Here is a 23,950-nt window from a genome sequence, read left to right as displayed (position 1 = left end):
TTACTTCCCTGCCTTTACTGGTGCTAATATTGAAACAGGCAGCGCCTCTTCATAGCGTTCTCCGCCCAAACGGTACCCCCATGCAAAGCGGCCCTTTAAATACTCTACTTTAAAATATTCCCCAGGTGAGCCGTCAATCTTATACATTTCTCCCGGTACAATCGTATCAAGGTCTACTAAATAAGCAGCGGCCATGAGCGCTTTTCTTTCGTATACGGCATATTCATTCACAATACCAAGCTGCTCTGCCTTCCGCGCCTTCTCTTTTAGCTGTGCGATTTCTTCGCGAAGCTCGTGCTCCGTCATCGCTCCATAGTTCTTTTCCATCATCCTTGTTCCCGCTCCTTTTCTTCAATAAAACGATTAATGACTTCTATTGGAAAGCCCTTTTGATAGAGGGCCTGTTTTATTTTTATATTACGCTCTGCCCCGGATAGTTTACTCGCAAACTTTCGCCAGACTTTTTCTCCTTGGGAAGCAATCAGTTCTTCCCACTCATCTTCTGCACGCTCGAGTTTAATCTGTTCCAGTACGTCGCTTACAATGCTGAAGGAATATCCTTTTCTCATCAATACATCCTGGATTTTCTGCTTAAGCTGTGTCGGAGTTCTCCTGCTGCCTGCCCGCACTTCCTTTTCTGCAAGCTGCATCGCAATTTCCAGCTGCTCCTCCTGTGTAAAGGTTTCCAGCACTTCATCTTGCAATACTTTGTCGATTCCTTTTTTCTTTAAGTCCTGCCGAATAGCTCGCGGTCCTTTTTTCAAGGTACGCTTCTTTGTTTCCAACAGTGCCTTTGAGTAGGTCTCATCATTTAAAAAGCCCAGGGACTCCAGCTTACGCACCGCTTCTAATACTACTGCCTCTCCGTGACCTGCGTCCAGCAGCTTTTTCTTTACCTCGTATTCGCTGCGCATTTGAAAGCTTAAAAAGTGAAGGGCTTTGCTGAATGCTTTGGCGATTTCATCCTCATAATTGATCTCATCGATATCAAACTGCTCAAGTGTCTTTCCTTTCATCAAACCAAACTTGATGAGGATCCCTTCATCTACTGCAAACGCATACTCGTCATCCAAATAAATATTATAACGCTCTTGGTTATTTTTTTGACGTGTAATTTTTGTAATGGTTTTCATGCGCTCACCTTCCCTTTTCTTAGTATACAACTTTTTACGGAACGTTTCACGATTGGCTATAATAGGGGAAAGGGAAAGAAAGATGGAGGTGTTAGTAATGAAAGTAGCAATTGCAGGCGGCACGGGCCTGATCGGAAGCCGGCTGTGTGAAATGCTAAAAAAGCGCGGCGATGACGTCATCGTCCTTACCCGCAGTCAGTCTAAAATGAAAAACGCAATTCCCCATGTGAAATGGCTGAATGGTGAAAAACCTGAGCCCATGCTTGAAGGGATAGATGCTTTCATCAACCTGGCCGGTGTATCGTTAAATGAAGGTCGCTGGACGATTGAACGTAAAGAAGCTATTTATAAAAGCCGAATGGAGTCAACAGAAGAAATCATCCGTATCATTGGGCATGTAAAGAAAAAGCCGGATGTGCTGGTAAACGCAAGCGCTATCGGGATTTATCCTGCTTCTATAAACGCGGTCTATACAGAAGAGTCCCAAGAACAATCATCGGATTTTCTCGGTACAACAGTAGCTGACTGGGAGGAAAAGGCACTGGAGGCGAATGAATTTGGCGTCCGAGTATGCCTAACACGATTTGGGGTTGTTTTAGGTCGGGGCAGCGGAGCCCTTCCCCTTATCGCTCTTCCCTATCTGCTTTTCGTGGGAGGTACAGTAGGATCTGGCGAACAATGGCTTTCATGGGTCCATGTAGATGATGTTTGCGGAGCTATTATTCATGCGATAGAAACACCTGAACTTGAGGGACCGATTAATGTGACCTCTCCAAACGCCAAACGAATGAAGCAATTCGGGAAAACAATCGGCCGGACATTAAACCGTCCTCATTGGCTGCCTGTACCTAGCACTGCTCTCAAGCTCGCATTAGGGGAAAAAAGCCAGCTTGTCCTGGAGGGACAATATGTCGTTCCTGAAAAGCTCCTTTCATCCGGCTATCGCTTTCAATTTGCCTCGCTGGAAGACGCGATTATCGATTTATATAATTAGTGAGCAGAAGGAGCATTTGCTTCCTTCTGCTTTTTTAAATGCTCTTTATCAACAAAGTAAACAAAGAGTACTTTCTCATTCTTTATAAAGACTTCTTTGTTATTTTCCACTTCTTTCTTTTCTTGCAATCGTCAAAATTTAACGGAACTTCCTTTTTAAAAAACCTGTATAGCAAATTGTCCATGAAGCAACCTACGTAATAAAAGCGAAAAGGAGGTTGCAATTTTTATGAAGAGAATTGTTGGTGTCTTCGTCAGTATGGGGATTATTTTATTTTCTTTTCTGTCATTTGCCTTTGCCGATGAATTGCATTGGGGCTTCAAGAAGGCAACCGGCGGTGAACAAATCGAGATCAGCAGCGAGCTTGAAAATATGCTGAAAAAACATAATGCTATCTACCGCGGTGACCCACAGGCTAAAACCATTTACTTAACATTTGATAATGGATATGAAAATGGATTTACAGAAAGTATTCTGGATACCCTGAAGGCAGAAAAGGCTCCCGCTACATTTTTCCTTACTGGGCATTATGTAACGAGCGCTTCCGATTTAGTAAAGCGTATGGTCGATGATGGTCATATTATCGGTAACCACTCGGATAAACATCCGAACATGGCCCGCCTTTCTGAATCAGAAATGGTAACTGAATGGCAAAACTTCGATAAGAAGCTGAAAGATCTCACTGGTATTGAACGCACTTATTATACGCGTCCTCCAGAAGGCGTATACAATGAAGAACTGCTGGCTGTTGGAATCAAGAATGAATACCGGCATATTTTCTGGTCAATCGCCTTCAAAGACTGGGAAAAAGATGTACGCCGCGGCGGTGATTATGCCTATAACGAACTCATGAAACAGCTGCATCCCGGAGCGATCATTTTAATGCATACAGTAGCTGAGGACAATGCAGAAGCGCTTCCGAAGTTCATTAAAGATGCTAAGGCACAAGGCTATACATTCGGTTCATTGGATGATTTGAAATAGATAGGTGTACAAGCCTTCACGATCCCAAACACGTTTCTTTTCATTGCGGCAAGTGTCCGCTATAATGATGGGATGAACATAAAGGACGTGAAAAAGCAATGAATGAAGCAACAATGGAAATTGGCCAAAAGTTTCCGTTAACAATTAAACGGCTCGGCATTAACGGGGAAGGTGTCGGCTTTTATAAACGTAACGTCGTCTTTGTAAAAGGAGCTATTCCTGGTGAGGAAGTAACCGTTAAGGTGACAAAGCTTCAACGGAATTTTGCGGAAGCTGAAATTTTGACAATCCGTAAACCGAGCGAAGCCCGCCAAGTGCCGAAATGCCCCATCTACGAGCAATGCGGCGGATGTCAGCTGCAGCATATGTCATATGAAGCACAGCTTATGAACAAGCGTGACATTGTCGTCCAGGCAATGGAAAAATACGCGCGTGATATAGCAGGAAAAACGGAGATCCGCCCGACACTCGGTATGGACGACCCGTGGCATTACCGCAATAAAAGCCAGTTCCAAGTACGGAAAGAAGGCAAACGTGTATATGCCGGCCTTTACGCAGAAGGCTCAAATAAACTGCTGAACATTAACGACTGTCTTGTACAAAAGCCGATTACGTCCCGCGTGACAGTAGATGCAAGAAAAACGCTGCAAAAGCTAGGTCTTTCCATCTACGACGGGAAATCGTTGAACGGGCTTGTACGTACGATTGTCGTACGTACAGGAGTCCGGACAGGCGAAACACAGCTTTGTATTGTTACTACCCGTAAGGAATTCCCTCATAAGGATGAGTTCATTGCGCGTATGAAAAAGCTGCACCCGGCTATCGTCTCTATTACACAAAACATCAATCGCGAAAAAACATCTCTTATTTTTGGTGATGAAACAATTGTATTGGACGGAAAGGAAACAATTCACGAAAAGCTTGGTGAATTTGCATTTGATTTATCCTCCCGTGCATTCTTCCAATTAAATCCTGAACAGACTGTTCATTTATATAATGAAATTAAAAAGGCGGCCGCCTTGACTGGTAAGGAAAGCGTTGTCGATGCCTACTGCGGTGTCGGAACGATTGGGCTTTGGCTTGCAGGTGATGCAAAAGAAGTACGCGGTATGGACATTGTTCCTGAAAGTATCCAGGATGCAAAAGCGAATGCCCGCAACCATGGCTTCAAGCATGCCCGTTATTATACGGGAACAGCTGAGGACTGGCTTGCACGCTGGCGTCGCGAAGGTTTTACACCGGATGTGGTTACAGTGGATCCGCCGCGTACCGGCCTTGCCCCAAGCTTCATCAATACTGTACTGAAAATCAAACCAAAACGCATTGTCTACACATCCTGCAACCCTTCCACATTAGCGAAGGACTTAAAGGAACTGACGAAGCTTTACAATGTCGAATATATCCAGCCAGTAGACATGTTCCCGCAAACAGCGCATGTTGAGGCAGTAGCGAAATTGACGTTAAAAGAGCAAAAATAAATCTATAGGTAAAGACACATCCAGCTTCATATCGGGCAGGATGTGTCTTTTTTATAAGGAACGTTATAAAGCAAATGTCGCTATTCCTCCTGTATAAACAATACCTGATCATATCCACATTCATTGCAAACAAGCAGATGTGGACATATTTGATCTTTAGCTGTATTTGGATAGCCGTCACCCATTTTCACTGTTTCTTCATCGTTATAATGGCCATAAGGGTCCAAATAATCAGATACCTTTCCCGAATCCTCCAACTGGTTTTGGCAGTTAGGACAATTTTTATTCACCTCTTTTAAGGCATTACATAATGGACAGATCGCCATAGGAATCACTCCTCGCTTTTTTACTCCCCTTCTTGTCCATCTTCAATAAGGGAGTCGGGTGCACTCTCTGCGGCTGGATGCCTTTTACAGGAGTCTCCCTTTATTTTCTCCCTTTTTTCCTTTTACTAAAACATTCCGAGCCCTGAGACCATTTTCTTTTCCTTCATTTAGATATCGCTGTTAGAGCTTTACTCATTACTCTTTATTCTTTTCAAGTTGAAGGAAATTGCTTACAGTCTCTACATAGTCATTCTTCGGATAGGTTTGGTAGAGATCTCCTACTAAACGGACGGGATCTCCAAAGAAATACCTTTCATACTGGGTTTGTCTCGTACCGAAGGCACTCATTGTCAGGTCCCAGGCAAGACGGAATATTTTCACCCGTTCCTCTGCCGGCTTGCTCGCTCCCTGCAGGTACCGGTCCAAATCTTTTCTGATTGGGGAATCAAATGCTTTTTCTGTCGGCAATGTAATCATACCGCTTGCACCGATCAATTGAATGATTTCCATAAAGCGTGGATAAACCTTCGAAAAAACAGAGCCCGCTACTTTCAATGGAATAATAGCTGGTCTCATAATGCCGAATTCATCCAATGATGCCTCATTTTCCGACCTTTCAATGAGTGCTCTCATTGTTTCTAGTCCAATAATAATTTCAGACATCTTATCATGTATATGCTGGTACTCTTTCACATTGATTGTTTGGACCAGCAGCTCGGCAGTCCCTAAGACAAATTCCCCTTTAATCATTTGGCGTACCAGCGCTTGATGCTTAGCGAAATGTTGAAAAGAATTTAGCGTCGAGAAATTACCTGCTGCTTCTGCATTTTTATAATAAAAAACGCGCTCCCATGGCACAAGGACATTATCGAAGACGACAATGGAATCCATTTCTTCATATTGTGAACTTAATGGATGATCAAATGAAGACTCTCCACCGATAAATGTATCTCTGCAAATAAACCGGAGCCCTTTCGTATTGGATGGAATAGAGAAGGCAAAGGTCTCTTCTTCCTCAAAAGGAAACCTGCCCGCACTAAACACTAATACCTCATCAGTTAGGCCTCCCTGTGTTGCAAGGAGTCTTGCCCCTTTAATAATGATTCCTTCTTCATTTTCTTCAATGATTTTGGCAGCAATAGGCTCCCCTTCTTTTTCCATGTAGAAGGGCGATCTATTTACCTGAGGTGTAATGAATGTATGAGTAATGGAAAGATCCTGTTCCCTTGCCAATTCATAAAAGGCTTGAAGACGCTCAGGGAAGCAATGCTCTTTTCCTGACAATAAAGAGGCAGAAGCGCCAAAACTCATCAATACTGTATTCAAGTAGTCCGGGCTTCTTCCCATAATACCTCCCGTATGCCTTGCCCAATGCTCCATCATCTTCCGTCTTTGCTGCAGTTCCTCTTTTGATTTTGGCTGCAAATAAGACATACCTACTCGCTCTCCTGAAAGGGGCGAAATAAATGTCATTTCATCTTTTATATCAGGCCTATGCTGCAAATCATATAGGGCTGCTTTCGTCTGAATAATTCCTTTGAAAGCAGGATGTTCAGAAACTTTGCCTTCAATTCTTTCTCCATCAAACCAAATTTCATTATTTAAACGGTCAAGCCGGTCAATGAATTCCTTTCCATATATAGCGCCCATTTCTTCACTCCTAAAGAAAATTGATATTCCTTAAAAATATATGCAAGAAAAAAAGAGATGCATCTAGAAAGGATTTTTCTAGGTGAGGAGAAACTAGGCTATTTCCCTAAATGAACGAAGGGCGCTTTTACAACTTTTAAGAAAGCAGTACTTCCCTTTCTCTTCTAAATAAAAAAATAGGATACCCATTCAATTACCTGAGCCTTCAATAAGGAGAAATCTTATCTCTTTGTTTAATTACCAGCATACTACAAACTCAAAGTGGGATATATAGGTAATATTATAGTTGAAAGGGTTCAGACACATAAGACTGAATAAAATGATATGATGATAAAGATTAAAACGAAAAAATACCTAATAGAGAGGAGACTGCTTTATGAACCAAAACATTATTAAGCGAAATAACATAAATATTAGCGGCAAAGGTAAGAAGCCAATAATTTTCGCTCCAGGATTTGGATGTGACCAAACGGTATGGAAAGATGTTTTACCAGCCTTTGAAGAGGATTATCAAGTTATTTTGTTTGATTATGTTGGTTTTGGAGGTTCAGATATATCTGCTTTTAACTCTGTTAAATATGGTAAACTATCCGGTTATGTACAGGATGTCCTGGATGTGTGTGCTGTATTGGATTTAAAGGAAGCAATATTTGTTGGACATTCTGTTAGCAGTATGATTGGTTTATTAGCATCCAATGCAGAACAAAGCCATTTTTCACACTTGATTATGATAGGCCCATCACCTTGTTATTTGAATGATCCTCCTGATTATTATGGGGGATTTGAAAAAGAAGATTTAGAAAATCTGATTGATATGATGGAGAAAAACTACATTGGCTGGGCTAATGTTTTCTCCAGTACTCTCATAAATAATGCAGAGCGGACGGATGCGGCAAAAGAGTTAGAAGACCGGTTTTGTTCCACTGATCCTTTAATCGCAACTACCTTTGCAAAAGCATGTTTCTTTACGGATAGTCGCCAGGATATTACTAAAGCGAAGGTTCCCTCTCTTATCTTGCAATGTACGGAAGATATTATTGCTCCTAAAGGAGTTGGAGAGTACTTAAAAAGAAATCTGCCAAACAGTGAAATCACATATATGAATACTTCTAGTCATTGTCCACATATAAGTGACCCTGATGAAACTATTCTATCTATTAAAAATTACTTAATTAATCAAACTGAGCTACTAGTTGGGGAGGGTACAGGTGGAGTTTAAATGGATAGATTAATAGAAAATGCACCATGTGGATTCATAACACTTGCGAAAGACAGCAAAATTCTATCTATTAATGAGACATTAGTTAAATTATTGCAATATCCATCATCCGAGGAGCTAATAGGTAAACATTTAAATATTGTGCTATCCAATTCTTCCCGAGTTTTTATTCAACTTTATTTTTTACCGCTTATTAAAGCAAAGCACTCTGTGGAGGAAATGTATCTTTCTTTAATGTCTGCAAATGGAGAAGAAATTCCTATCTTGTTAAATGCATCCCTGCAAAAAAATAATGAAATCATCTGTGTAATTGTCCCAATGCACAAGCGAAATGCACTGGAGGATGAACTCATAAACGCAAGAAAAGCGGCTGAAAAGGCCTCTCATGAAAAAGAAAAGGCTCTTTTAGAATTGGAAGAGGCTCTCAAAATATTAAAGAGCCAGCAACAGGAGCTGCTGGAGAGCAATCAGCAAAATGCTAAATTTAAACTAGATACCGAACGTGAATTGCAATTAGCAAAAAAGATTCAGGAAACAGCGCTTACCCAAAATATAATAAATGACAATATTAAAATTTTATCTTATTATCATGCTTCTAAAGCATTATCGGGAGATATTTATGGATTTTACCAAATTACTCCCGAAAAATACGGGATTATTTTATTAGATGTAATGGGACATGGAATTTCATCAGCATTGGTTACCATGTCTCTTCAATCCTTGTTTCAAAAATTGATTTCACAAGGAGTAGCACCTGAAATAGTTATGCGAGAGTTAGATGGATACTTACACGAATTATTCCAAAACAACCAAGATGCCTGGCATTATTGTACAGCTATTTACTTAACTATTGATACAAGTACACAGACTGTTGAATACATTAATGCAGGACACCCCCCTGCTATTTTACAGAAAAAAAATGGAGTCCTAGAGGAGTTATTAGCAACTAATCCCCCATTAGGAACATTTGAAAATATCTCCTTTCAATCAAAGACTTCAAGCTATACGCGCGGGACAAGAATTCTTCTCTATACAGATGGCGTCTCGGAAGCCTTTATGCCAAATACTTTACATTGCTTATTATCTGGTTCATCACTTGTCTCCTTAGCAGAGACAAAAGAGCTTATTCAAAAAGCACTCGAGGATGAAGCAAATAAATTCGAGAAATATAACAACGATGACCAATGTTTTATTTTGATAGAGCTGTAATAAATCGATTCATCAACAGCGGGTTATGTAGATTGGTTCAAAATAGCTTTTCATCCTTTATTATTTTATTAATGGAGATTTTTTATAAAGACCTGTCTATTAAAACCAGGTTAATCTATTAAACTAGGGCGTAAAAAGGAATAGTGAACGGGAACGTATACAGTAGGTACATTCAGCCGCCAAAGCATATTGGACGAAAGAGGGCTTTCCGCTAACACCTAAAATTGCTTTTCGTTTATAAGTAATTTGCTATAGTTGTTAAGACAGATATTGTACTACTCATCAACAGTCACATAGGGTAAGAAATGGGGCCTTTAAGCCATTGAATGGAAATCCTACAGTTATACAGTTCCCGGCTTTCACTCCCTTTGCCTATATAACGCAATGTTTAACGGAAAGTGTGCATATTGGAGGTATCCTCCGCATGTTATTTGGACCCCATTCTTTTGGAACTTCTCCGGATTTTTTATAAGCTACACCTAAGTCCCCCCATAACCTGCTAAAACCGCCGGCGATGCTTTTATGTAAATACTTTATGCTACTATGTGTAGTGAGTCCCTTTCCTGAAAGACTCTTCTCTTACGGGCCTGACCGCTTTCCTCCTCATTTTTTCTCTATTTCAACTATGAAAGATACAGCCTCCCCCCCACCGAAACAATTAAAGCATAAGTTCCATGGCAATATGATGCTTCAAAATACACCCATTGTTCCTTTACTTCATATTCTACGGATAAACAAATAGAGGGGAACATGCCTATGAATGTCGAATTGTCGGCTCTGCATTCGATATACCTTGTGTTTATTGTATTGATTATTGGATTTATGATAAAGCGCCTTGATACAACACTTATTTCGATTTTAGGAATTTTTATCATTTCGATTGTAGCCACAGAAAACCTGACATCTTCCATCAGCGGAATTTTCAATAGCTTCATATTCGCCATTACAGAACTTTTACCTACTATTTTAATCATTTCTATTATTGTGGCGATGAGCCGGGTCATGACAAAAACAGGCATTAACGAGACTATGGTCGCACCGTTTACAAGAATCATTAAAAATCCGACACTCGCCTATTGGACAATTGGAATCTTAATGATGATCATTTCATGGTTTTTCTGGCCTTCACCAGCCGTAGCACTTTTAGGTGCTGTCCTCTTGCCCGTAGCTATAAGAGCCGGACTTCCTGCTCTCGGTGTTGCCATGGCGATGAACCTATTCGGTCATGGAATTGCGTTATCCAGTGATTTTGTTATTCAAGGAGCGCCTAAGCTTACAGCAGATGCTGCCGGTATTCCTGTTGGGGATGTCGTAGCTGCCAGTATACCTCTTGTCATTACAATGGGTATTGTCACGACAGTTATCGCCTTCATTATGCTAAAACGTGATATGAAAAAAGGGAATTTGGCATTAGTCGGTACACATAGCAGGCAAATCGAGCAAGAAAAAGTAGAAAACTTACTTTCAATAAGTCAGAGAAAGTTTTTCGCCTTCCTTATTCCTGTTGCTTTTTTGGTAGATGTTGCAGCGATGGCTGCTTTTGATCTGCAGGGTGGAGATGCTACCGCTTTGGTCGGAGGAACGGCCGTATTCATTCTGTTGCTGCTATGTATGTCAGCCCATAAAAAGAAGGGGCTTGAGGAGTCAACCAATTATTTAATACAGGGCTTTCAGTTTGGTTTTAAAGTATTCGGACCCGTTATTCCAATAGCCGCTTTCTTTTACCTTGGGGATGCCGGTTTTAATACAATCCTCGGCGATTACTTACCAGAAACGTCTCACGGTATTGTCAATGACCTCGGTGTTGCCCTTGCTTCAGTCGTACCATTAACAAAGGAAATTGCCGTCATCACGCTTACCGGTGTCGGGGCGATTACAGGGCTGGACGGCTCCGGTTTTTCCGGAATCTCACTAGTCGGCTCCATTGGAAACCTATTTGGCACTGCCATTGGGGAAGGCACTGCTACATTAACGGCGCTTGGCCAAATTGCTGCCATCTGGATTGGCGGCGGAACGCTCATTCCTTGGGCTCTCATCCCGGCTGCCGCCATCTGTAATGTCAGTCCATTCGAGCTCGCCCGCAGAAATCTAGTCCCCGTGATCATCGGTCTCCTAGTCACAACGATTGTTGCTGTATTCCTAATATAAGAATAAGTCATTGTTATTTACCGCCATACAGTAAATAAAACAGACGGCCTTCGCCGTCTGTTCAGATTGAAGACAAAGTTGCTTCGCGATTTTAAATTTACATTTTTCAGTTATTTTACACAAAAAGATTTTCCTCAGCGTACTATGATAACTACTATCAGTCCTTCTTACTTTTAGTTTGCCGCTCCCACTGTTGGAGTGAAGGATATGGATCAAATGCCCACTCCGTACGGCCGTCAAATTTATAAATACCGTAATGCAGGTGCGGGGGGAATTTCCCGGATGTTCCCTCTTTACCGTAGCCCGAGCTGCCTACCACTCCGATCATCATGCCCGGTTCTACAACATCCCCTACTTTTAATTCCTTATTATAATACCCGAGATGGGCATAATAATGATACGAGTTATGGTTATCCCGTATACCGATGCGCCATCCGCCGAAATCATTCCATCCCATTACTTCTACAATCCCGTAAGAAGCGGAAACAACCGGTGTACCATACCCGGCAAAAAGGTCTGTTCCTTCATGACTTCTTCTGCCGCCCCATCCTCTATTTGCCCCCCATGTTCCTTTATAGCTGTAATGATGCTGTACAGGAAGCGGGAACACATGAGCATCAAGATCAATGGTATTGAAATGCTTATAAAGAGCGGCAATAGTGGTAATTTGATTAACGACTTTCTCATTTTTATAATACTCCCATAGCGCTAGCTTGAAGCCCTCTTCATCCAAATCATACCGGCTCAGATGGCTCGCCATTGTAAATAATATATCATCATCGTCATCAGGGCTGGCAATGCCGTCACCGTTTCCGTCCATGCCCATCCCCCCAAAGTAGTTGATATGGAAGGGGGAGGTATCCTTATCTGTCGGATTCAGCGGCCCTGCCCAGTCCTCTTCAGAAAACTGGATGGCAATGATCCCTTCTCTTTTAGGGATATCGGAACGAACGGATTGAATGTTGCGCTCATATTGATCAATCGCCGCTAAATAATACCACGGAACAAGCAGGTCTCCAAAATGAACATAATAAGCCATACGCTGCTGCATCGTATCTTCTTTGGATGGCTCTTCATTTGCTGATGCATCAATTGAACCGGAAGTAACATATATGATAGCTGCTATCAAAAAGGGAATGAGATATCGACCCAAAAATAAACCCTCCTCTCTTCTCTCCTTAGAATAACCGGAATTCAATTTTCCATGAGTTTTTAGATCAGCAAGAGATATAGCGGAGTGTCTTTTTATCTTTTGATTACATATTATTTATGTATGGGCATTAAACTTTGACCGCTATATAGTTCAGCTGCCTTTCTACTGTGCAGCTATTACTGCTCCCATTCGGATAGATTAGATTGTTATAGGAGGCGTGATGATGATTAAAATTACAGCGGACAGCACTTGCGACTTGCCGGCAGCAATTATTGAAGAACTAAATATTGGTGTGATCCCTCTACATATCCTCATAGACAAAAAAAGTTTTCGGGATGGCGCTGAAATTACACAACAGGATATTTTTAAATATGTTGGAGAGGAGAATAGGAAATGTACAACAGCAGCGATAAATGTATATGAATATGAGGAGTTTTTCTCCTTATTTTCCGCGGAGTTCGAGGCAATCATTCACATTACAGTAGGATCTGACTTTTCTTCCTGTTATCAGAACGCTGTGCTCGCTGCAGAGAAATTCAGTAATGTCTATATTATTGACTCTAAAAACTTTTCGGCAGGCAGCGGACATCTTGCATACGATGCAGCTCTTATGGCAAAGGATGGACAGAACGCTAGAAAAATTATCCAGAATCTGAAAGCAATTGTGCCAAAGCTCGATACAAGCTTCGTTCTGGACCGGCTCGACTATTTAAAGAAGGGAGGGCGCTGTTCAAATGTAGAAGTACTTGCTGCAGCATTATTAAAAATTAAGCCTTCGATTGAGGTAAAGGATGGCAAAATGGCAATCGGCAAAAAATACCGCGGGCCATTATTACGCTGTCTCGAAAAATACGTTCAAGAACGTCTTGAAAATAATAATTTAATTGATTATAGCAGGTTATTTATTACACATGCCATGTGCCCCCCTGAAATCGTTGAAAAAGTGAAGGCCTGGGTCGCCGAGTACGGTACTTTTGATGAAATCATTGAAACATATGCCGGAACTACCCTATCTGTTCACTCCGGCCCTTATGCATTAGGCCTTTTCTATAAACGGAAATAAAGTAAACAAAAGCTGCTCCCTTTCATTATTTGAATACTACAACCGGCAAGCTGATAATCTATAGCTTTTATTTTTTATAGAAACGACAGGAATGTTTTCTTACTTCTTATCATACTTACTTATATAAATTTATTATCGTATTTGAGCTTTCTCTGCCTCTTTTTTTCTTACTATAAAAAGAGCTGTTTTGTTTGTTACTATTCAAGTAACATGCTCCAGAAAAAAAACGCTCAAACGATCAGCAGATTTTTTGAACCCCTACATCTGCTTCTCTTCCTTTTCACAAAAATTATTTTAGTATTATGTTATAATATGGATATCCCTATAATAATGGAGGTGCAATACGATGATTAAAATTACGGCAGATAGCACTTGCGATCTTTCTCCTGAACTACTCCATACATTGGACATCACATTGACTCCCCTGCATGTCTTAATCGATGAAGAGGATTTCAGGGATGGCATCAATATTATCCCGCAAGATATTTTCAAGCATGTCGGGGAACATAACCGAACATGCACAACTGCAGCTATTAACACTTATGAATACGAAGAGTTCTTTTCACAATTTGTAGATCAATACGAGGCAGTCATTCATATTAATCTTGGCTCGGATTTTTCCTCCTGCTACCAAAACGCAAAAATTGCAGCACAGAGCTTTGACAATGTATATGTCATTGACTCGCAAAATCTTTCAACAGGAAGCGGTCACCTTGTATATGAAGCGGCATTTCTTGCACGGGAAGGACGTACTGCACACGAGATAGTTGAAAAGGTACAAGCACTTATTCCGAAAGTCAATGCCAGCTTTGTTATTGACCGGATGGATTATTTGAAAAAGGGCGGACGCTGTTCAAGCATGGAAGCATTCGGTGCAACTCTCTTAAAAATTAAGCCATCAATCGAGGTAACACATGGAAAAATGGCGGTAGGAAAAAAATATCGAGGGAACTTCGAAAACTGTCTAGAAAAATACATAAAAGATCGCTTGCAGCAAGACGACAAGATTGATAAAAGCCGAATTTTCATCACTCATTCTATGTGCCCGCCTGAAACCGTCCAGAAAGTACGCGGCTGGATTGCCCAATATACCGAATTCGAGGAAGTCATTGAAACTTCCGCTGGCTGTACGATTTCCGCTCATTGCGGACCCAATACATTGGGTATTTTATATAAAACAAAATAATTTGCCTATTGCCGAAAATTTTACTCTATACTTTTCGGCAAAAAACTTTTTCTTTTCCATATAATTCTTTTTTAATTTGGGAAAGATAGTAACAGCTCTGTCCATATAATAAAAGTCCGCTCTCATTAACGACAGGAGACGGACTTTTCTCTTTCATTATTACCGGCCTGCCGCAAACTTTTTTGACGAGGCCTTTCTATAAAATACGTTTGTACATAAAACAGCGAACAACACTCCGGCAATCAGCAGTAAGAAACTGATTCCTTGTGCTACCTGTAAATAGTATCCGCCGAAAATAGGGCCACTTAAACTTCCCAGACTGAAGAAAATGCCACAAAGCAGATTCCCCGTTGGCAACAGTTCCTTTGGCGTCAAATCTGTCATATAGGTAATTCCCATGGAAAACAAAGACCCTACGCTCATACCAGCCAGTGCGAATGATACTGTTACAGCCGTTGCTGAATGCTCGAGCTGACTCCCAATAAAGAACAGAATCGTCCCAAGCAGAAGTCCACCCATAATAACATTGCTTCTCCCTATTCTATCCCCCAACATTCCTAATGGTATTTGCGTGATTATGGCACCGATTGAAAAGGCAGCCAGTGAAATGGAAACAAACGAAACTCCAAAATCCATCCGCAGGGCATATACAGGAAATAGTGCGTTAAGGGATGATTCAAGAAATCCATAGGTAAATGGCGGTAAAAAAGCAATCCATCCATATTTAAAAGCTAACCGGTACCGGCTCCACCCACTTTTGTTTGCATCGCCTGTCAAAGCTTCGGGCTTATCATTTTTAACAAGGAAAACAAGTGACCATGCTGTGAGACATAGGGCACTCGAGATGACAAACGGCAGCACCTCTGAAAATTCAATAAGCGGTACGAAAAGCGGACCGACTGCAAAACCAATACCAAACGAAAGCCCGTAAATAGACATACTCTTTCCGATATTCCCTTTTTCCGCATCTGACGTAATCCACGTTTGTGTAGAAAAATGCAGGGCATGATCCCCTATACCGATCAGCATGCGCAAGATAAACCAAAAGATGACGCTTTTCCAAAAAGGAAACAGAAAAAGAGAAACAAATACAAGTGCACCACCTGTAATGATCACTGGTTTATAGCCATACTTGCGCAGCGGCTGCTCGATAAATGGGGAGATGAGCAATGTACCTATGTATATCCCCGTCGCATTCAACCCATTCAATGCAGAAGAAACACCATCTGTTTCAAAAATTACGGAAATCAGCGGCATTAGCATTCCTTGAGAAAAGCCGGAAATGGAAACAATAATAACTAAAATCCAAAACTTCCGTTGCTCATAATTCAACATCATGTTCCTAACTCCTCCGCTTACTTCGGTATCCGTATTATCTTACCATAGGAAGTCTAGCAAGCGGTACCCCTTCCAACATAGCAAAAGCCCTAGTAAACCTTTTTATTTAAAAGTTTACTAGAGCTTTACATATCATTATGGACCATAATCATTCAACTACTTCATCGGCAAGTCTAGCCGAAAAACGTGTTAAAACTCCCTCCTTTTCTTCATTTGGAATGAGTATTGTTTTCGTATTTTCGACCATCCCTCCTTTTCTTTAATTGAATTAACTATAACATACAGTATCATTATTGTAAATATTCTAAATATATAAAATATTAAATTAATTAATAAGTACTAGGGAACTTCCATTGTTATGTACAAGCGTTGAAATTTGTATGAAAATCAGCTACGATAACGATAACATGTGAAAGGTGGCCCTATTATGTCAAATCCCATTACTAACAAAGAACAGCAGGTAACCTACTTAAAAGAGCGGTTGGAAATTTTCCTAGAAGTGCTGGATGCAATCGATCCTGAAACAGCAGAAGTGGAAGATATCGATCGTTTAATCAAAATGGTAGATGATTTAGAGGAGAAGATGGATCAATTCCAGAATCGCCCTGAGATAAGTGAATAAAAAAAACTGCCCGAGTGTTGCACTGACCTAAATAAATGAGACAATTTAAAAACACCTTACGTTGAAAACGGGTATTGAATACCAGGAAATCAATGTGGAGGTGTTTTTTTATGGGTACAAGAGTAAGTTATCCGGCTGAAGTTAAAATGAAAGCAATCGAAATGAGACTAGCAGGCATTTCGGTTAAACAGGTAATGGAGGAATTGAATATCAAAAATAAAACACAATTAATGACTTGGATGAAATGGTACAAAAACGGAGAAATGCATCGTTTCCATCAACCAGTAGGTAAGCAATATACCTTCGGTAAAGGGCCAGAATATGATTCAGAAGAAGCGCGACTACAAGTTGAGAACCGCTATTTGAAACAACAGATTGAAGTATTAAAAAAGTACGCCGAATTGGAGAGGAAGTGGTTGGGAAAATCATTGTAGAATTAGTAGATGAATTGAAGGAGATCATGCCGATTCAAACAGTGTGTGCGCATTTAGGTGTAGCCCGTTCCTCCTATTACCGCTGGAGAAAAGAGGCACAGTGCCTTTCCAAGAAGAATGAACGTGACCAAGCAATTGGGAAGGTGTGCGCCGAGCATAAATTCCGATATGGCTATCGTAAAATCGCAGCACTATTCCCAGGAATCAGTGAAAAAACAATCCAACGCATCATGCAAAAATACGGTTGGTCTTGCCGGGTAAAAGTAAAAAAGAGAAAGCGAACGGGGCAGCCAAAGCATGTGGCTGAAAATCAATTAGCACGCGCCTTTGGCGCATCGAAGTCATGTCAGAAACTCGTGACAGATATTACGTACTTGCCTTTTGGTCAATCTATGATGTATCTTTCAAGCATAATGGATCTTTATAATGGTGAAATCATTGCCTATACGATTGGATCTGTCCAAGATGTTACCCTTGTATTAGATACTCTTCAACAGCTAGATAACTTGTCAAAAGATTGTTTATTGCATAGTGACCAAGGATCTGTCTATACATCCTATGCCTATCAGAAAGCCGTAAAAGAAAAAGGAATTACCATGAGCATGTCCCGTAAGGGCACGCCTGCTGATAATTCCCCGATCGAAACGTTTCACTCCTCGCTAAAGTCAGAAACGTTCTATCTCGACGACATTTACAGTACGACAAATGCGCACGTAAAAGAAATCGTCGAAACCTATATTACCTATTATAACAATATCCGGATTCAAACGAAATTAAACAACCAGTCGCCGGTAAAATACCGCCAACTGGCAGTTTAATAAGGTGTTTTCTTACTGTCTCAAAAACGACACTCAGTGCCTGTAAAGGGCAGTTTTTTTACTTTAGGCAACAGAAGCAGCAATTATATACACGCCTTAAAATAACTGCTTACCGCTCGGCCAATTATTTTAGTAACAATCCCAGTTATACAGGACATGTGAAAAGTTTCTGTTCTGTAAATCTTCCTTACTGATAAAAAAGTTCCCTACTCCCATGTCTCCCCACATAATCTCATTTTGCTCATCTGAATCAAGCTGGAATAGTAAAATCAACTTATCGCCGTACTTTTTAGACTCCCGCGGATCGCCTTGTGTAAAGAACGGATAGCCTCCGATTTTATGACCTTGGCTTGGATAAGCTTCTTCATATGCCTCCCATAAAGCCTCGTCAAACTCTATATCTTCTTGTTCAATTCGGAAGTCACTAATGGAAACCGGTGTCTCCGATTTTTCAAAAACCATCTTATATTCGCTATCTGGAAGAAACGGCAAATACAATTCCTCTTCCCCCTCCATTAAAAAGGAGAAGTCCTGCAACCTCTTGCTTTCGTCTTTTTCGATCTGCTCATGGTAAATAACACGAAAGCGGCTTTGCTTTGTCTGGTCATCGAAATTCAACCCGAGTACATCATCATAGCCATCAATAAAGAACTGCAGGATGCCTGTATTCGGAAAGTCATCATTAAACTTTATAACTTCACTAAAATTAATCTGGGCTAGTAAATGCAGCGGTTTTCCCTCTTCATTTACAGGGTACGGTACGTCCTTTAAGAAATAAGGGTCTCCCCCTACCTTACTCGATGTGATGCCGACTGCCTCCTTGCTCAATGTAACTTTAACAACCGGTTCCATTGTCTTGGTAATCGTATTACGGTAGACCTCCAGCGCTTTCGGTATATCCATCTTCTTCACTCCAGTCAAAATTGGAAATTCTATACGTTCTCTTCCACCTTATCATTATTCATTTCCTGTGAAAAGCATACAAAATAGACTATTTCCTCTAAGTAAAAATAGCAGAATTATTTCATTTATCGCCGTTGTAATCGAGTAAGCGCTCTTTTTTTTATTGTTTTAAACAGTTATAATGATTATTGGTTTAAAATAATTCTTATTTTTCTGGGGGGAAAAATATTATGGCAGTAGAGACTAAGACTTACTTAGAAACTTTAGAGAAAAGCCTATATGATTTAGTAACTGAAACGTCTACTAATTTACCAAAAGACGTTCGTCGTGCCATTAAAGCGGCAAAAGAAGCGGAAAATGCAGGCACTCGTGCAGCAATGTCTTTAGACACAATTACAAACAACATCGTTATGGCTGAAGATAACGTTTCTCCAATCTGTCAAGATACTGGTTTACCAACATTTAAAGTATATACTCCTGTAGGTGTCAACCAACTGGAAATTAAAGCAGCTATTAAAAAAGCAATCGTAGCAACAACTGCTGATGCAAAATTGCGTCCAAACGCAGTAGATTCATTAACTGGTAAAAACTCCGGCGACAACTTAGGTGACGGCCTACCGGTTATTAAATTCGAACAATGGGAAAATGACTACATCACAATCAAGCTCATCCTAAAAGGCGGCGGCTGTGAAAACAAAAACATCCAGTACTCCCTTCCTTGTGAACTGGAAGGATTAGGCCGTGCTGGTCGTGACTTAGACGGAATCCGTAAATGTATCCTTCATTCAGTATGGCAGGCGCAAGGACAAGGCTGTTCAGCCGGCTTCATCGGAGTCGGTATCGGCGGCGACCGCTCAAGCGGCTATGATCTTGCAAAAGAGCAATTATTCCGCTCAGTAGATGATGTTAATCCAAACGAGGATTTAGCAAAATTAGAAGACTATATCGTCAAAACATCAAACACATTTGGTGTTGGTACAATGGGCTTCGGCGGCGAGGCAACATTATTAGGCTGTAAAATTGGTGTGATGCACCGAATCCCTGCTTCTTTCTATGTATCTGTAGCTTATAACTGTTGGGCTTACCGTCGTATGGCTGTGGATATTAACCCGGCAACTGGCGAAATTATCAATTGGCACTACCAAGACGGCGAAAAAATCACATTCCGTGATGAAGCACAGGAAGCTGCTACCTCTGACAGCAAAGTAGTAGAATTGATTGCACCAATTACAGAAGAGCAAATCCGCTCATTAAAAGTAGGCGATGTAGTGAAAATTTCCGGCCGTATGTACACTGGCCGTGACGCAATCCACCATCACTTAATGAGTCATGATGCACCTGTTGACTTAAATGGCCAAATTATTTACCACTGTGGGCCTGTTATGGCAAAAGACGAAGCAGGCAACTGGACAGTTAAAGCTGCCGGGCCAACGACATCCATTCGTGAGGAGCCATACCAAGGCGATATTATGAAAAAGTTCGGTATTCGTGCTGTTATCGGTAAAGGCGGTATGGGACCAAAAACGCTTGCAGCTCTTCAAGAACACGGCGGCGTTTACTTAAATGCCATCGGTGGCGCAGCCCAGTACTATGCTGACTGTATTAAAGGCGTTGATGGTGTTGACTTAATGGAATTCGGTATCCCTGAAGCAATGTGGCACTTAAACGTTCAAGACTTTACAGCAGTTGTAACGATGGATTCACACGGCAACTCATTGCACGCTGATGTGGAAAAATCATCATTAGATAAATTAGCAATGCATGCAGAGCGCGTATTCTAATTGCAAGGTGTACTTAGAGAAATCGCAACGGACTATCCGTTGCGATTTTTTAATTGCAATTCTTTCATTGAAGAGGTATCCTTATTTATAATAATTCTAAATTAATATTTTTAGAGCTTAATTGAAAACCTCTATCAATTAGTTAATTTATAAGTAGAGATACTGATTTTCATTATCAAGGAGGGATTGTATGGAGCACTCTAATCGAGAATATATACCTTTAAATGAGAAAATAAAAGAACATAAGGAACTGATTGCCGCACTCTTGTCAGGTATTATCATTTTCTTTGCATGGAGAATGGACTCAGTAGGACTGGAGACAGCTGCTGTTATTGCCTATCTCTCTGCTTATATAACAGGGGGCTACGCCAAAGCCAAAGAAGGAATAACAGAAACAATCCGGCTGCGGAAGCTGAACGTAGAAATTCTAATGATTCTAGCGGCAATCGGCTCTGCGGTCATCGGCTATTGGACAGAAGGGGCAGTACTCATCTTCATATTCGCAATGAGCGGAGCACTTGAAACCTATGCAATGAATAAAAGCCACCGCGAAATTTCTGCCCTAATGGAGCTGCAGCCTGAGGAAGCATGGCTTGTACGGGGTGGCTTTGAACCTATTAAAATGGCTGTTAGTGAGCTGAAAATTGGAGATCATGTGCTCGTAAAGCCAGGGGAACGTATTCCGGTCGATGGGGTCATCTTTAAAGGACACTCAACAGTAGATGAGGCAGCCATTACGGGGGAATCAATGCCCGTGTCGAAAGAGGCAGGTGCACAGGCATATGCAGGGACTGTCAATTTAAGCAGTCCTCTGACCATTAAAATGACGAAACATAGCAGTGAAACGATGTTTCAGAAGATCATTAAGCTGGTAGAATCGGCACAGAGTGAACGGTCCCCTTCTCAGCAATTTATTGAACGCTTTGAGGGTACCTATGTAAAAGTTGTTCTAGCTGTCGTTTTACTTATGTTCTTCCTCCCTCACTATTTATTCGAATGGGACTGGTCGACAACATTTTACCGTGCCATGGTTTTACTTGTAGTTGCCTCTCCATGTGCCCTGGTTGCTTCAGTCATGCCGGCAACATTGGCTTCTATTTCAAATGGAGCACGGAACGGCATTTTATTTAAAGGTGGTATCCACCTTGAAAATATAGGAAGTATTAAAGCCTTGGCTGTCGATAAAACAGGGACACTGACAGAGGGTAGGCCTGCTGTTACGGATTTTTATGTAAGAGAAGACATGGATAGCCAGGAAGTGCTTGCTATTTTGGCAGCCATTGAAGGCCAGTCTACACACCCGCTTGCCCAGGCTATTTCCCTGTACGCAGCCGAACATGGCATCATTGTAAGTAAACAGGCTTCTATTCAAGACATCCCCGGGCAAGGAATCGAAGCATCGGTAGAGAGTGTTGAATACAAAGTTGGTAAGCCGCACTTTGTAGGAAGAGAAGAAGCTGATCTTTTTGTAGATGGTGCATTAGCTAAGCTGGCATCTGAAGGAAAAACAGTTACCTTTATACGAGATGAGCAAGGAATTTTGGGTCTTATCGCTTTAAAGGATACTGTTCGAGATGAGGCAAAAAAAGCAATTGCCTCTCTACAGGATTTGGGCATTCATGTCGTAATGCTTACAGGAGATAACAACCAGACAGCCAGTGTTATCGCAAAAGAATCAGGTGTAAATGAATATATGGCAGAATGCTTACCAGAAACAAAGGTAGAGTATATTCAGAAATACAACAAGGAGTATGAAGCTGTAGGCATGGTAGGTGATGGTATCAACGATGCGCCCGCGCTCGCTACTGCCGCAGTTGGTATAGCTATGGGGGATGGAACAGATGTCGCACTCGAAACAGCTGACATCGTTCTCATGAAAAATAATCTGATAAAAATTGAATATGCCATCCGGATGTCACGCCAGATGCAGCGTATCGTAAAGCAAAATATAGTGTTTTCGATTGGAGTCATTCTCCTGCTCGTCATCTCGAATTTCTTCCAGGCAATCAATCTGCCGCTTGGAGTGATTGGACATGAAGGAAGTACAATTCTTGTCATTTTAAATGGGCTTCGAATGCTAAAAAATATATAAGAAGCACATGTTCATTCCCGCTGGTCAAAGCAGCTGCTAGCATGATTTATTTAACACTCCACCTTTTCATAATAAAAAACACGATCAAGGGATTATCCTTGATCGTGTTTTCTTTTAAAATACTGGTGATTTGCTTGTTTCCTTACTTTTTAAGGCGACTTGGCGTTTTTGCATCGATGCGTTAATTAACCCGCCAAATATTAAAATCATCCCTGTAAAATACAGCCAGAGCATCAAGATGATAACGCCGCCAATACTGCCATATGTGGTACTATAATTTCCGAAATTATTGACATAGAATGAAAAACCGTACGTTAATACTAACCAGCCAACTGTAGCAAAAATTGCTCCCGGCATCACGCTGATAAACTTAAGCCGTGGATCAGTATTCGGAACAATCCAATACATAAGAACCATCACTACAAAAATAAGCAATGGAGGCATCAGCCATCTGATGAAAGCCCAAATTGATCCAAACGAGCTTTCTATACCTAAATAGGAAAAGAAAATATTGCCAAGCTGCTGTCCGAAAATAGGAAATACTAAAGCGAGTAAAATGATAACAACAAATGCTCCAGTAAATAGTAATGATAGAGAACGGTTAATTAAACCGGCTCTCCCATCCACATCGTACGCTCTGTTCAACGCTTTCATAAGAGCGTCAATCCCTTTTGAAGCTGACCAGATTGTACCGATAATCCCGATAGATAGTAACCCGCCGTTTTGATTCGTCAGCACTTCTGCTAAAGTTCCTTCAATCAATGAAAACACTTCAGCCGGCATGACATCCTCCATAAAATCAAACACCTGCCCCTGTTCCAGGTTCAGATATGGCAGTAATGTCACTAAAAAGATCAGTAAAGGAAAAAATGATAATAGGAAGAAGTAAGCGAGTTGCGCACCCATGCCAGACATATCAACACGCTGCACACTTGATATTAAATCTTGGAAAAACCCTTTTGCAGTCGTTCTGTCGATCTCAGACTGGCTTGGTGCTACAAATGATTTGACGAAGGCAATCGCTTCTTTAGGAGCAGAATTTTCTTCTTTCATACACGTTCACCCCTTCCTCTTATCTTATACATTTACGCTTTTGTATCAGGCTTTGTAAACGCTTCTTTTGTTTCTGTCACCATACTCATAATTGTATCAGGCAAAGCTTTCGCATCTTCCACCTGTGACATGATGGATTCCATATTCTTCTGTGCAGATGAATATAAATTTTGTGCCTGTTCGGCTTTAGTCTCAATCAGTTGTACTAGCTCATCGCTATTTTTTGCATAATACATTACCGTTTCTTTTACTTTTTTAGATGTTTCCATCGTATGCTGGCGTGTATTCTTGTCCAACATACTAATCACTGCTCCTGTAAGAGCTCCTAATAAAACTGCAGGTAGTAACTTGCTTTTCGCCATATCT

The 23,950-nt window shown here is 41.0% G+C and carries 22 protein-coding genes; 12 read left to right on the top strand and 10 right to left on the bottom strand.

All coding sequences use genetic code 11. From position 1 onward, the window contains the following. Positions 1-330, bottom strand: coding sequence for a YfhH family protein (locus BOD01S_RS17575; protein ID WP_036150609.1), 330 nt, complete (start codon positions 328-330; stop codon positions 1-3). Then, positions 327-1,133, bottom strand: a complete 807-nt coding sequence (recX, locus tag BOD01S_RS17570) for a recombination regulator RecX (RefSeq protein WP_036150612.1) — start codon at positions 1,131-1,133, stop codon at positions 327-329. The genes BOD01S_RS17575 and recX overlap by 4 nt, the downstream gene beginning before the upstream one ends. A gap of 97 nt (positions 1,134-1,230) precedes the next feature. On the opposite strand from recX, the gene BOD01S_RS17565 reads away from it, so the two are divergent. Next, entirely contained in the window at positions 1,231-2,127 is an 897-nt protein-coding gene (locus tag BOD01S_RS17565; RefSeq protein WP_036150615.1) for a TIGR01777 family oxidoreductase, read from the top strand. On the opposite strand, the gene BOD01S_RS23860 is transcribed toward BOD01S_RS17565, so the two are convergent. Further along, positions 2,124-2,255: a hypothetical protein gene (locus BOD01S_RS23860; RefSeq protein WP_280520961.1), complete on the bottom strand. Its 132-nt coding sequence runs from the start codon at positions 2,253-2,255 to the stop codon at positions 2,124-2,126. The two genes, BOD01S_RS17565 and BOD01S_RS23860, sit on opposite strands and share 4 nt — an antisense overlap. Before the next feature lie 94 nt (positions 2,256-2,349). Here BOD01S_RS23860 and BOD01S_RS17560 point away from each other — a divergent pair, with 94 nt between their 5' ends. Together BOD01S_RS17560 and rlmD are read left to right on the top strand one after the other, a co-directional pair. Continuing rightward, positions 2,350-3,111 (top strand): polysaccharide deacetylase family protein, encoded by a 762-nt coding sequence (locus BOD01S_RS17560; RefSeq protein ID WP_233153201.1) that lies wholly within the window; start codon positions 2,350-2,352, stop codon positions 3,109-3,111. Positions 3,112-3,209: 98 nt separating this feature from the next. After that, positions 3,210-4,589 (top strand): 23S rRNA (uracil(1939)-C(5))-methyltransferase RlmD, encoded by a 1,380-nt coding sequence (gene rlmD / locus BOD01S_RS17555; protein ID WP_036150621.1) that lies wholly within the window; start codon positions 3,210-3,212, stop codon positions 4,587-4,589. An 80-nt stretch (positions 4,590-4,669) separates the two neighbouring features. Here rlmD and BOD01S_RS17550 read toward each other — a convergent pair whose 3' ends face one another. Both BOD01S_RS17550 and hpaB read right to left on the bottom strand, forming a co-directional pair. Further along, entirely contained in the window at positions 4,670-4,915 is a 246-nt protein-coding gene (locus BOD01S_RS17550; protein WP_036150624.1) for a hypothetical protein, read from the bottom strand. A gap of 195 nt (positions 4,916-5,110) precedes the next feature. Beyond that, the gene (gene hpaB / locus BOD01S_RS17545) at positions 5,111-6,565 is read right to left on the bottom strand and encodes a 4-hydroxyphenylacetate 3-monooxygenase, oxygenase component (RefSeq protein ID WP_036150626.1); all 1,455 of its coding nucleotides are present in this window, start codon (positions 6,563-6,565) and stop codon (positions 5,111-5,113) included. A gap of 376 nt (positions 6,566-6,941) precedes the next feature. On the opposite strand from hpaB, the gene BOD01S_RS17540 reads away from it, so the two are divergent. The 3 genes from BOD01S_RS17540 (at position 6,942) to BOD01S_RS17530 (ending at position 11,141) form a co-directional block, all read left to right on the top strand. Beyond that, a complete protein-coding gene (locus BOD01S_RS17540) occupies positions 6,942-7,784 on the top strand; it encodes an alpha/beta fold hydrolase (RefSeq protein ID WP_036150628.1) in 843 nt (280 codons plus the stop codon). Then, entirely contained in the window at positions 7,785-8,993 is a 1,209-nt protein-coding gene (locus BOD01S_RS17535) for a SpoIIE family protein phosphatase (protein WP_036150631.1), read from the top strand. A 756-nt stretch (positions 8,994-9,749) separates the two neighbouring features. Further along, a complete protein-coding gene (locus BOD01S_RS17530; protein WP_036150633.1) occupies positions 9,750-11,141 on the top strand; it encodes a membrane protein in 1,392 nt (463 codons plus the stop codon). Positions 11,142-11,298: 157 nt separating this feature from the next. On the opposite strand, the gene BOD01S_RS17525 is transcribed toward BOD01S_RS17530, so the two are convergent. Beyond that, complete coding sequence (locus tag BOD01S_RS17525; RefSeq protein WP_036150636.1) at positions 11,299-12,294, bottom strand: M23 family metallopeptidase; 996 nt, start codon at positions 12,292-12,294, stop codon at positions 11,299-11,301. A gap of 223 nt (positions 12,295-12,517) precedes the next feature. Between BOD01S_RS17525 and BOD01S_RS17520 the strand changes: the two genes are divergently transcribed. Beyond that, complete coding sequence (locus tag BOD01S_RS17520; protein WP_052124687.1) at positions 12,518-13,357, top strand: DegV family protein; 840 nt, start codon at positions 12,518-12,520, stop codon at positions 13,355-13,357. A 346-nt stretch (positions 13,358-13,703) separates the two neighbouring features. Beyond that, a complete protein-coding gene (locus BOD01S_RS17515) occupies positions 13,704-14,543 on the top strand; it encodes a DegV family protein (protein WP_036150641.1) in 840 nt (279 codons plus the stop codon). A gap of 159 nt (positions 14,544-14,702) precedes the next feature. Here BOD01S_RS17515 and BOD01S_RS17510 read toward each other — a convergent pair whose 3' ends face one another. Beyond that, the gene (locus tag BOD01S_RS17510; RefSeq protein ID WP_174523099.1) at positions 14,703-15,881 is read right to left on the bottom strand and encodes an MFS transporter; all 1,179 of its coding nucleotides are present in this window, start codon (positions 15,879-15,881) and stop codon (positions 14,703-14,705) included. Between the two features lie 427 nt (positions 15,882-16,308). On the opposite strand from BOD01S_RS17510, the gene BOD01S_RS17505 reads away from it, so the two are divergent. Together BOD01S_RS17505 and BOD01S_RS17495 are read left to right on the top strand one after the other, a co-directional pair. Beyond that, positions 16,309-16,503, top strand: a complete 195-nt coding sequence (locus BOD01S_RS17505) for an SE1561 family protein (RefSeq protein WP_036150644.1) — start codon at positions 16,309-16,311, stop codon at positions 16,501-16,503. A 110-nt stretch (positions 16,504-16,613) separates the two neighbouring features. Further along, positions 16,614-17,755 (top strand): IS3 family transposase gene (locus tag BOD01S_RS17495; RefSeq protein ID WP_156475394.1). Its coding sequence is split into 2 segments (ribosomal slippage): positions 16,614-16,887 and positions 16,887-17,755, totalling 1,143 coding nucleotides; the frame shifts between segments, so codons are not numbered across the junction. A gap of 129 nt (positions 17,756-17,884) precedes the next feature. Here BOD01S_RS17495 and BOD01S_RS17490 read toward each other — a convergent pair. Beyond that, the gene (locus BOD01S_RS17490) at positions 17,885-18,658 is read right to left on the bottom strand and encodes a YwqG family protein (RefSeq protein ID WP_036151846.1); all 774 of its coding nucleotides are present in this window, start codon (positions 18,656-18,658) and stop codon (positions 17,885-17,887) included. 230 nt (positions 18,659-18,888) lie between these two features. On the opposite strand from BOD01S_RS17490, the gene BOD01S_RS17485 reads away from it, so the two are divergent. Next, entirely contained in the window at positions 18,889-20,439 is a 1,551-nt protein-coding gene (locus tag BOD01S_RS17485; protein ID WP_036151844.1) for a fumarate hydratase, read from the top strand. Between the two features lie 190 nt (positions 20,440-20,629). Continuing rightward, positions 20,630-22,531 (top strand): heavy metal translocating P-type ATPase, encoded by a 1,902-nt coding sequence (locus BOD01S_RS17480; protein WP_036151842.1) that lies wholly within the window; start codon positions 20,630-20,632, stop codon positions 22,529-22,531. A gap of 114 nt (positions 22,532-22,645) precedes the next feature. Here the strand turns inward: BOD01S_RS17480 and BOD01S_RS17475 are convergent, their stop codons facing one another. After that, positions 22,646-23,584, bottom strand: coding sequence for a YihY/virulence factor BrkB family protein (locus tag BOD01S_RS17475; RefSeq protein WP_036151840.1), 939 nt, complete (start codon positions 23,582-23,584; stop codon positions 22,646-22,648). 32 nt (positions 23,585-23,616) lie between these two features. Then, positions 23,617-23,946 carry a hypothetical protein gene (locus BOD01S_RS17470; protein ID WP_036151838.1) on the bottom strand — a complete coding sequence of 110 codons (330 nt, stop codon included), beginning with the start codon at positions 23,944-23,946 and terminating at the stop codon, positions 23,617-23,619. Positions 23,947-23,950: the final 4 nt, after the last annotated feature.

It is taken from the genome of Lysinibacillus odysseyi 34hs-1 = NBRC 100172, from assembly GCF_001591965.1.
In the GTDB taxonomy this organism is placed as follows: domain Bacteria; phylum Bacillota; class Bacilli; order Bacillales_A; family Planococcaceae; genus Lysinibacillus_B; species Lysinibacillus_B odysseyi.
Note: the sequence above shows the minus strand (reverse complement) of the source record. Positions and strands in the feature narration are given on the sequence as shown.

Excerpts from the sequence above, each read along its gene's own strand:
- BOD01S_RS17575 (WP_036150609.1), bottom strand. The coding sequence starts at position 330 with ATGATGGAAAAGAACTATGGAGCGATGACGGAGCACGAGCTTCGCGAA.
- recX (WP_036150612.1), bottom strand. The coding sequence starts at position 1,133 with ATGAAAACCATTACAAAAATTACACGTCAAAAAAATAACCAAGAGCGT.
- BOD01S_RS17565 (WP_036150615.1), top strand. The coding sequence starts at position 1,231 with ATGAAAGTAGCAATTGCAGGCGGCACGGGCCTGATCGGAAGCCGGCTG.
- rlmD (WP_036150621.1), top strand. The coding sequence starts at position 3,210 with ATGAATGAAGCAACAATGGAAATTGGCCAAAAGTTTCCGTTAACAATT.
- BOD01S_RS17550 (WP_036150624.1), bottom strand. The coding sequence starts at position 4,915 with ATGGCGATCTGTCCATTATGTAATGCCTTAAAAGAGGTGAATAAAAAT.
- hpaB (WP_036150626.1), bottom strand. The coding sequence starts at position 6,565 with ATGGGCGCTATATATGGAAAGGAATTCATTGACCGGCTTGACCGTTTA.
- BOD01S_RS17540 (WP_036150628.1), top strand. The coding sequence starts at position 6,942 with ATGAACCAAAACATTATTAAGCGAAATAACATAAATATTAGCGGCAAA.
- BOD01S_RS17535 (WP_036150631.1), top strand. The coding sequence starts at position 7,785 with ATGGATAGATTAATAGAAAATGCACCATGTGGATTCATAACACTTGCG.
- BOD01S_RS17530 (WP_036150633.1), top strand. The coding sequence starts at position 9,750 with ATGAATGTCGAATTGTCGGCTCTGCATTCGATATACCTTGTGTTTATT.
- BOD01S_RS17520 (WP_052124687.1), top strand. The coding sequence starts at position 12,518 with ATGATTAAAATTACAGCGGACAGCACTTGCGACTTGCCGGCAGCAATT.
- BOD01S_RS17515 (WP_036150641.1), top strand. The coding sequence starts at position 13,704 with ATGATTAAAATTACGGCAGATAGCACTTGCGATCTTTCTCCTGAACTA.
- BOD01S_RS17510 (WP_174523099.1), bottom strand. The coding sequence starts at position 15,881 with ATGATGTTGAATTATGAGCAACGGAAGTTTTGGATTTTAGTTATTATT.
- BOD01S_RS17505 (WP_036150644.1), top strand. The coding sequence starts at position 16,309 with ATGTCAAATCCCATTACTAACAAAGAACAGCAGGTAACCTACTTAAAA.
- BOD01S_RS17490 (WP_036151846.1), bottom strand. The coding sequence starts at position 18,658 with ATGGATATACCGAAAGCGCTGGAGGTCTACCGTAATACGATTACCAAG.
- BOD01S_RS17485 (WP_036151844.1), top strand. The coding sequence starts at position 18,889 with ATGGCAGTAGAGACTAAGACTTACTTAGAAACTTTAGAGAAAAGCCTA.
- BOD01S_RS17480 (WP_036151842.1), top strand. The coding sequence starts at position 20,630 with ATGGAGCACTCTAATCGAGAATATATACCTTTAAATGAGAAAATAAAA.
- BOD01S_RS17475 (WP_036151840.1), bottom strand. The coding sequence starts at position 23,584 with ATGAAAGAAGAAAATTCTGCTCCTAAAGAAGCGATTGCCTTCGTCAAA.
- BOD01S_RS17470 (WP_036151838.1), bottom strand. The coding sequence starts at position 23,946 with ATGGCGAAAAGCAAGTTACTACCTGCAGTTTTATTAGGAGCTCTTACA.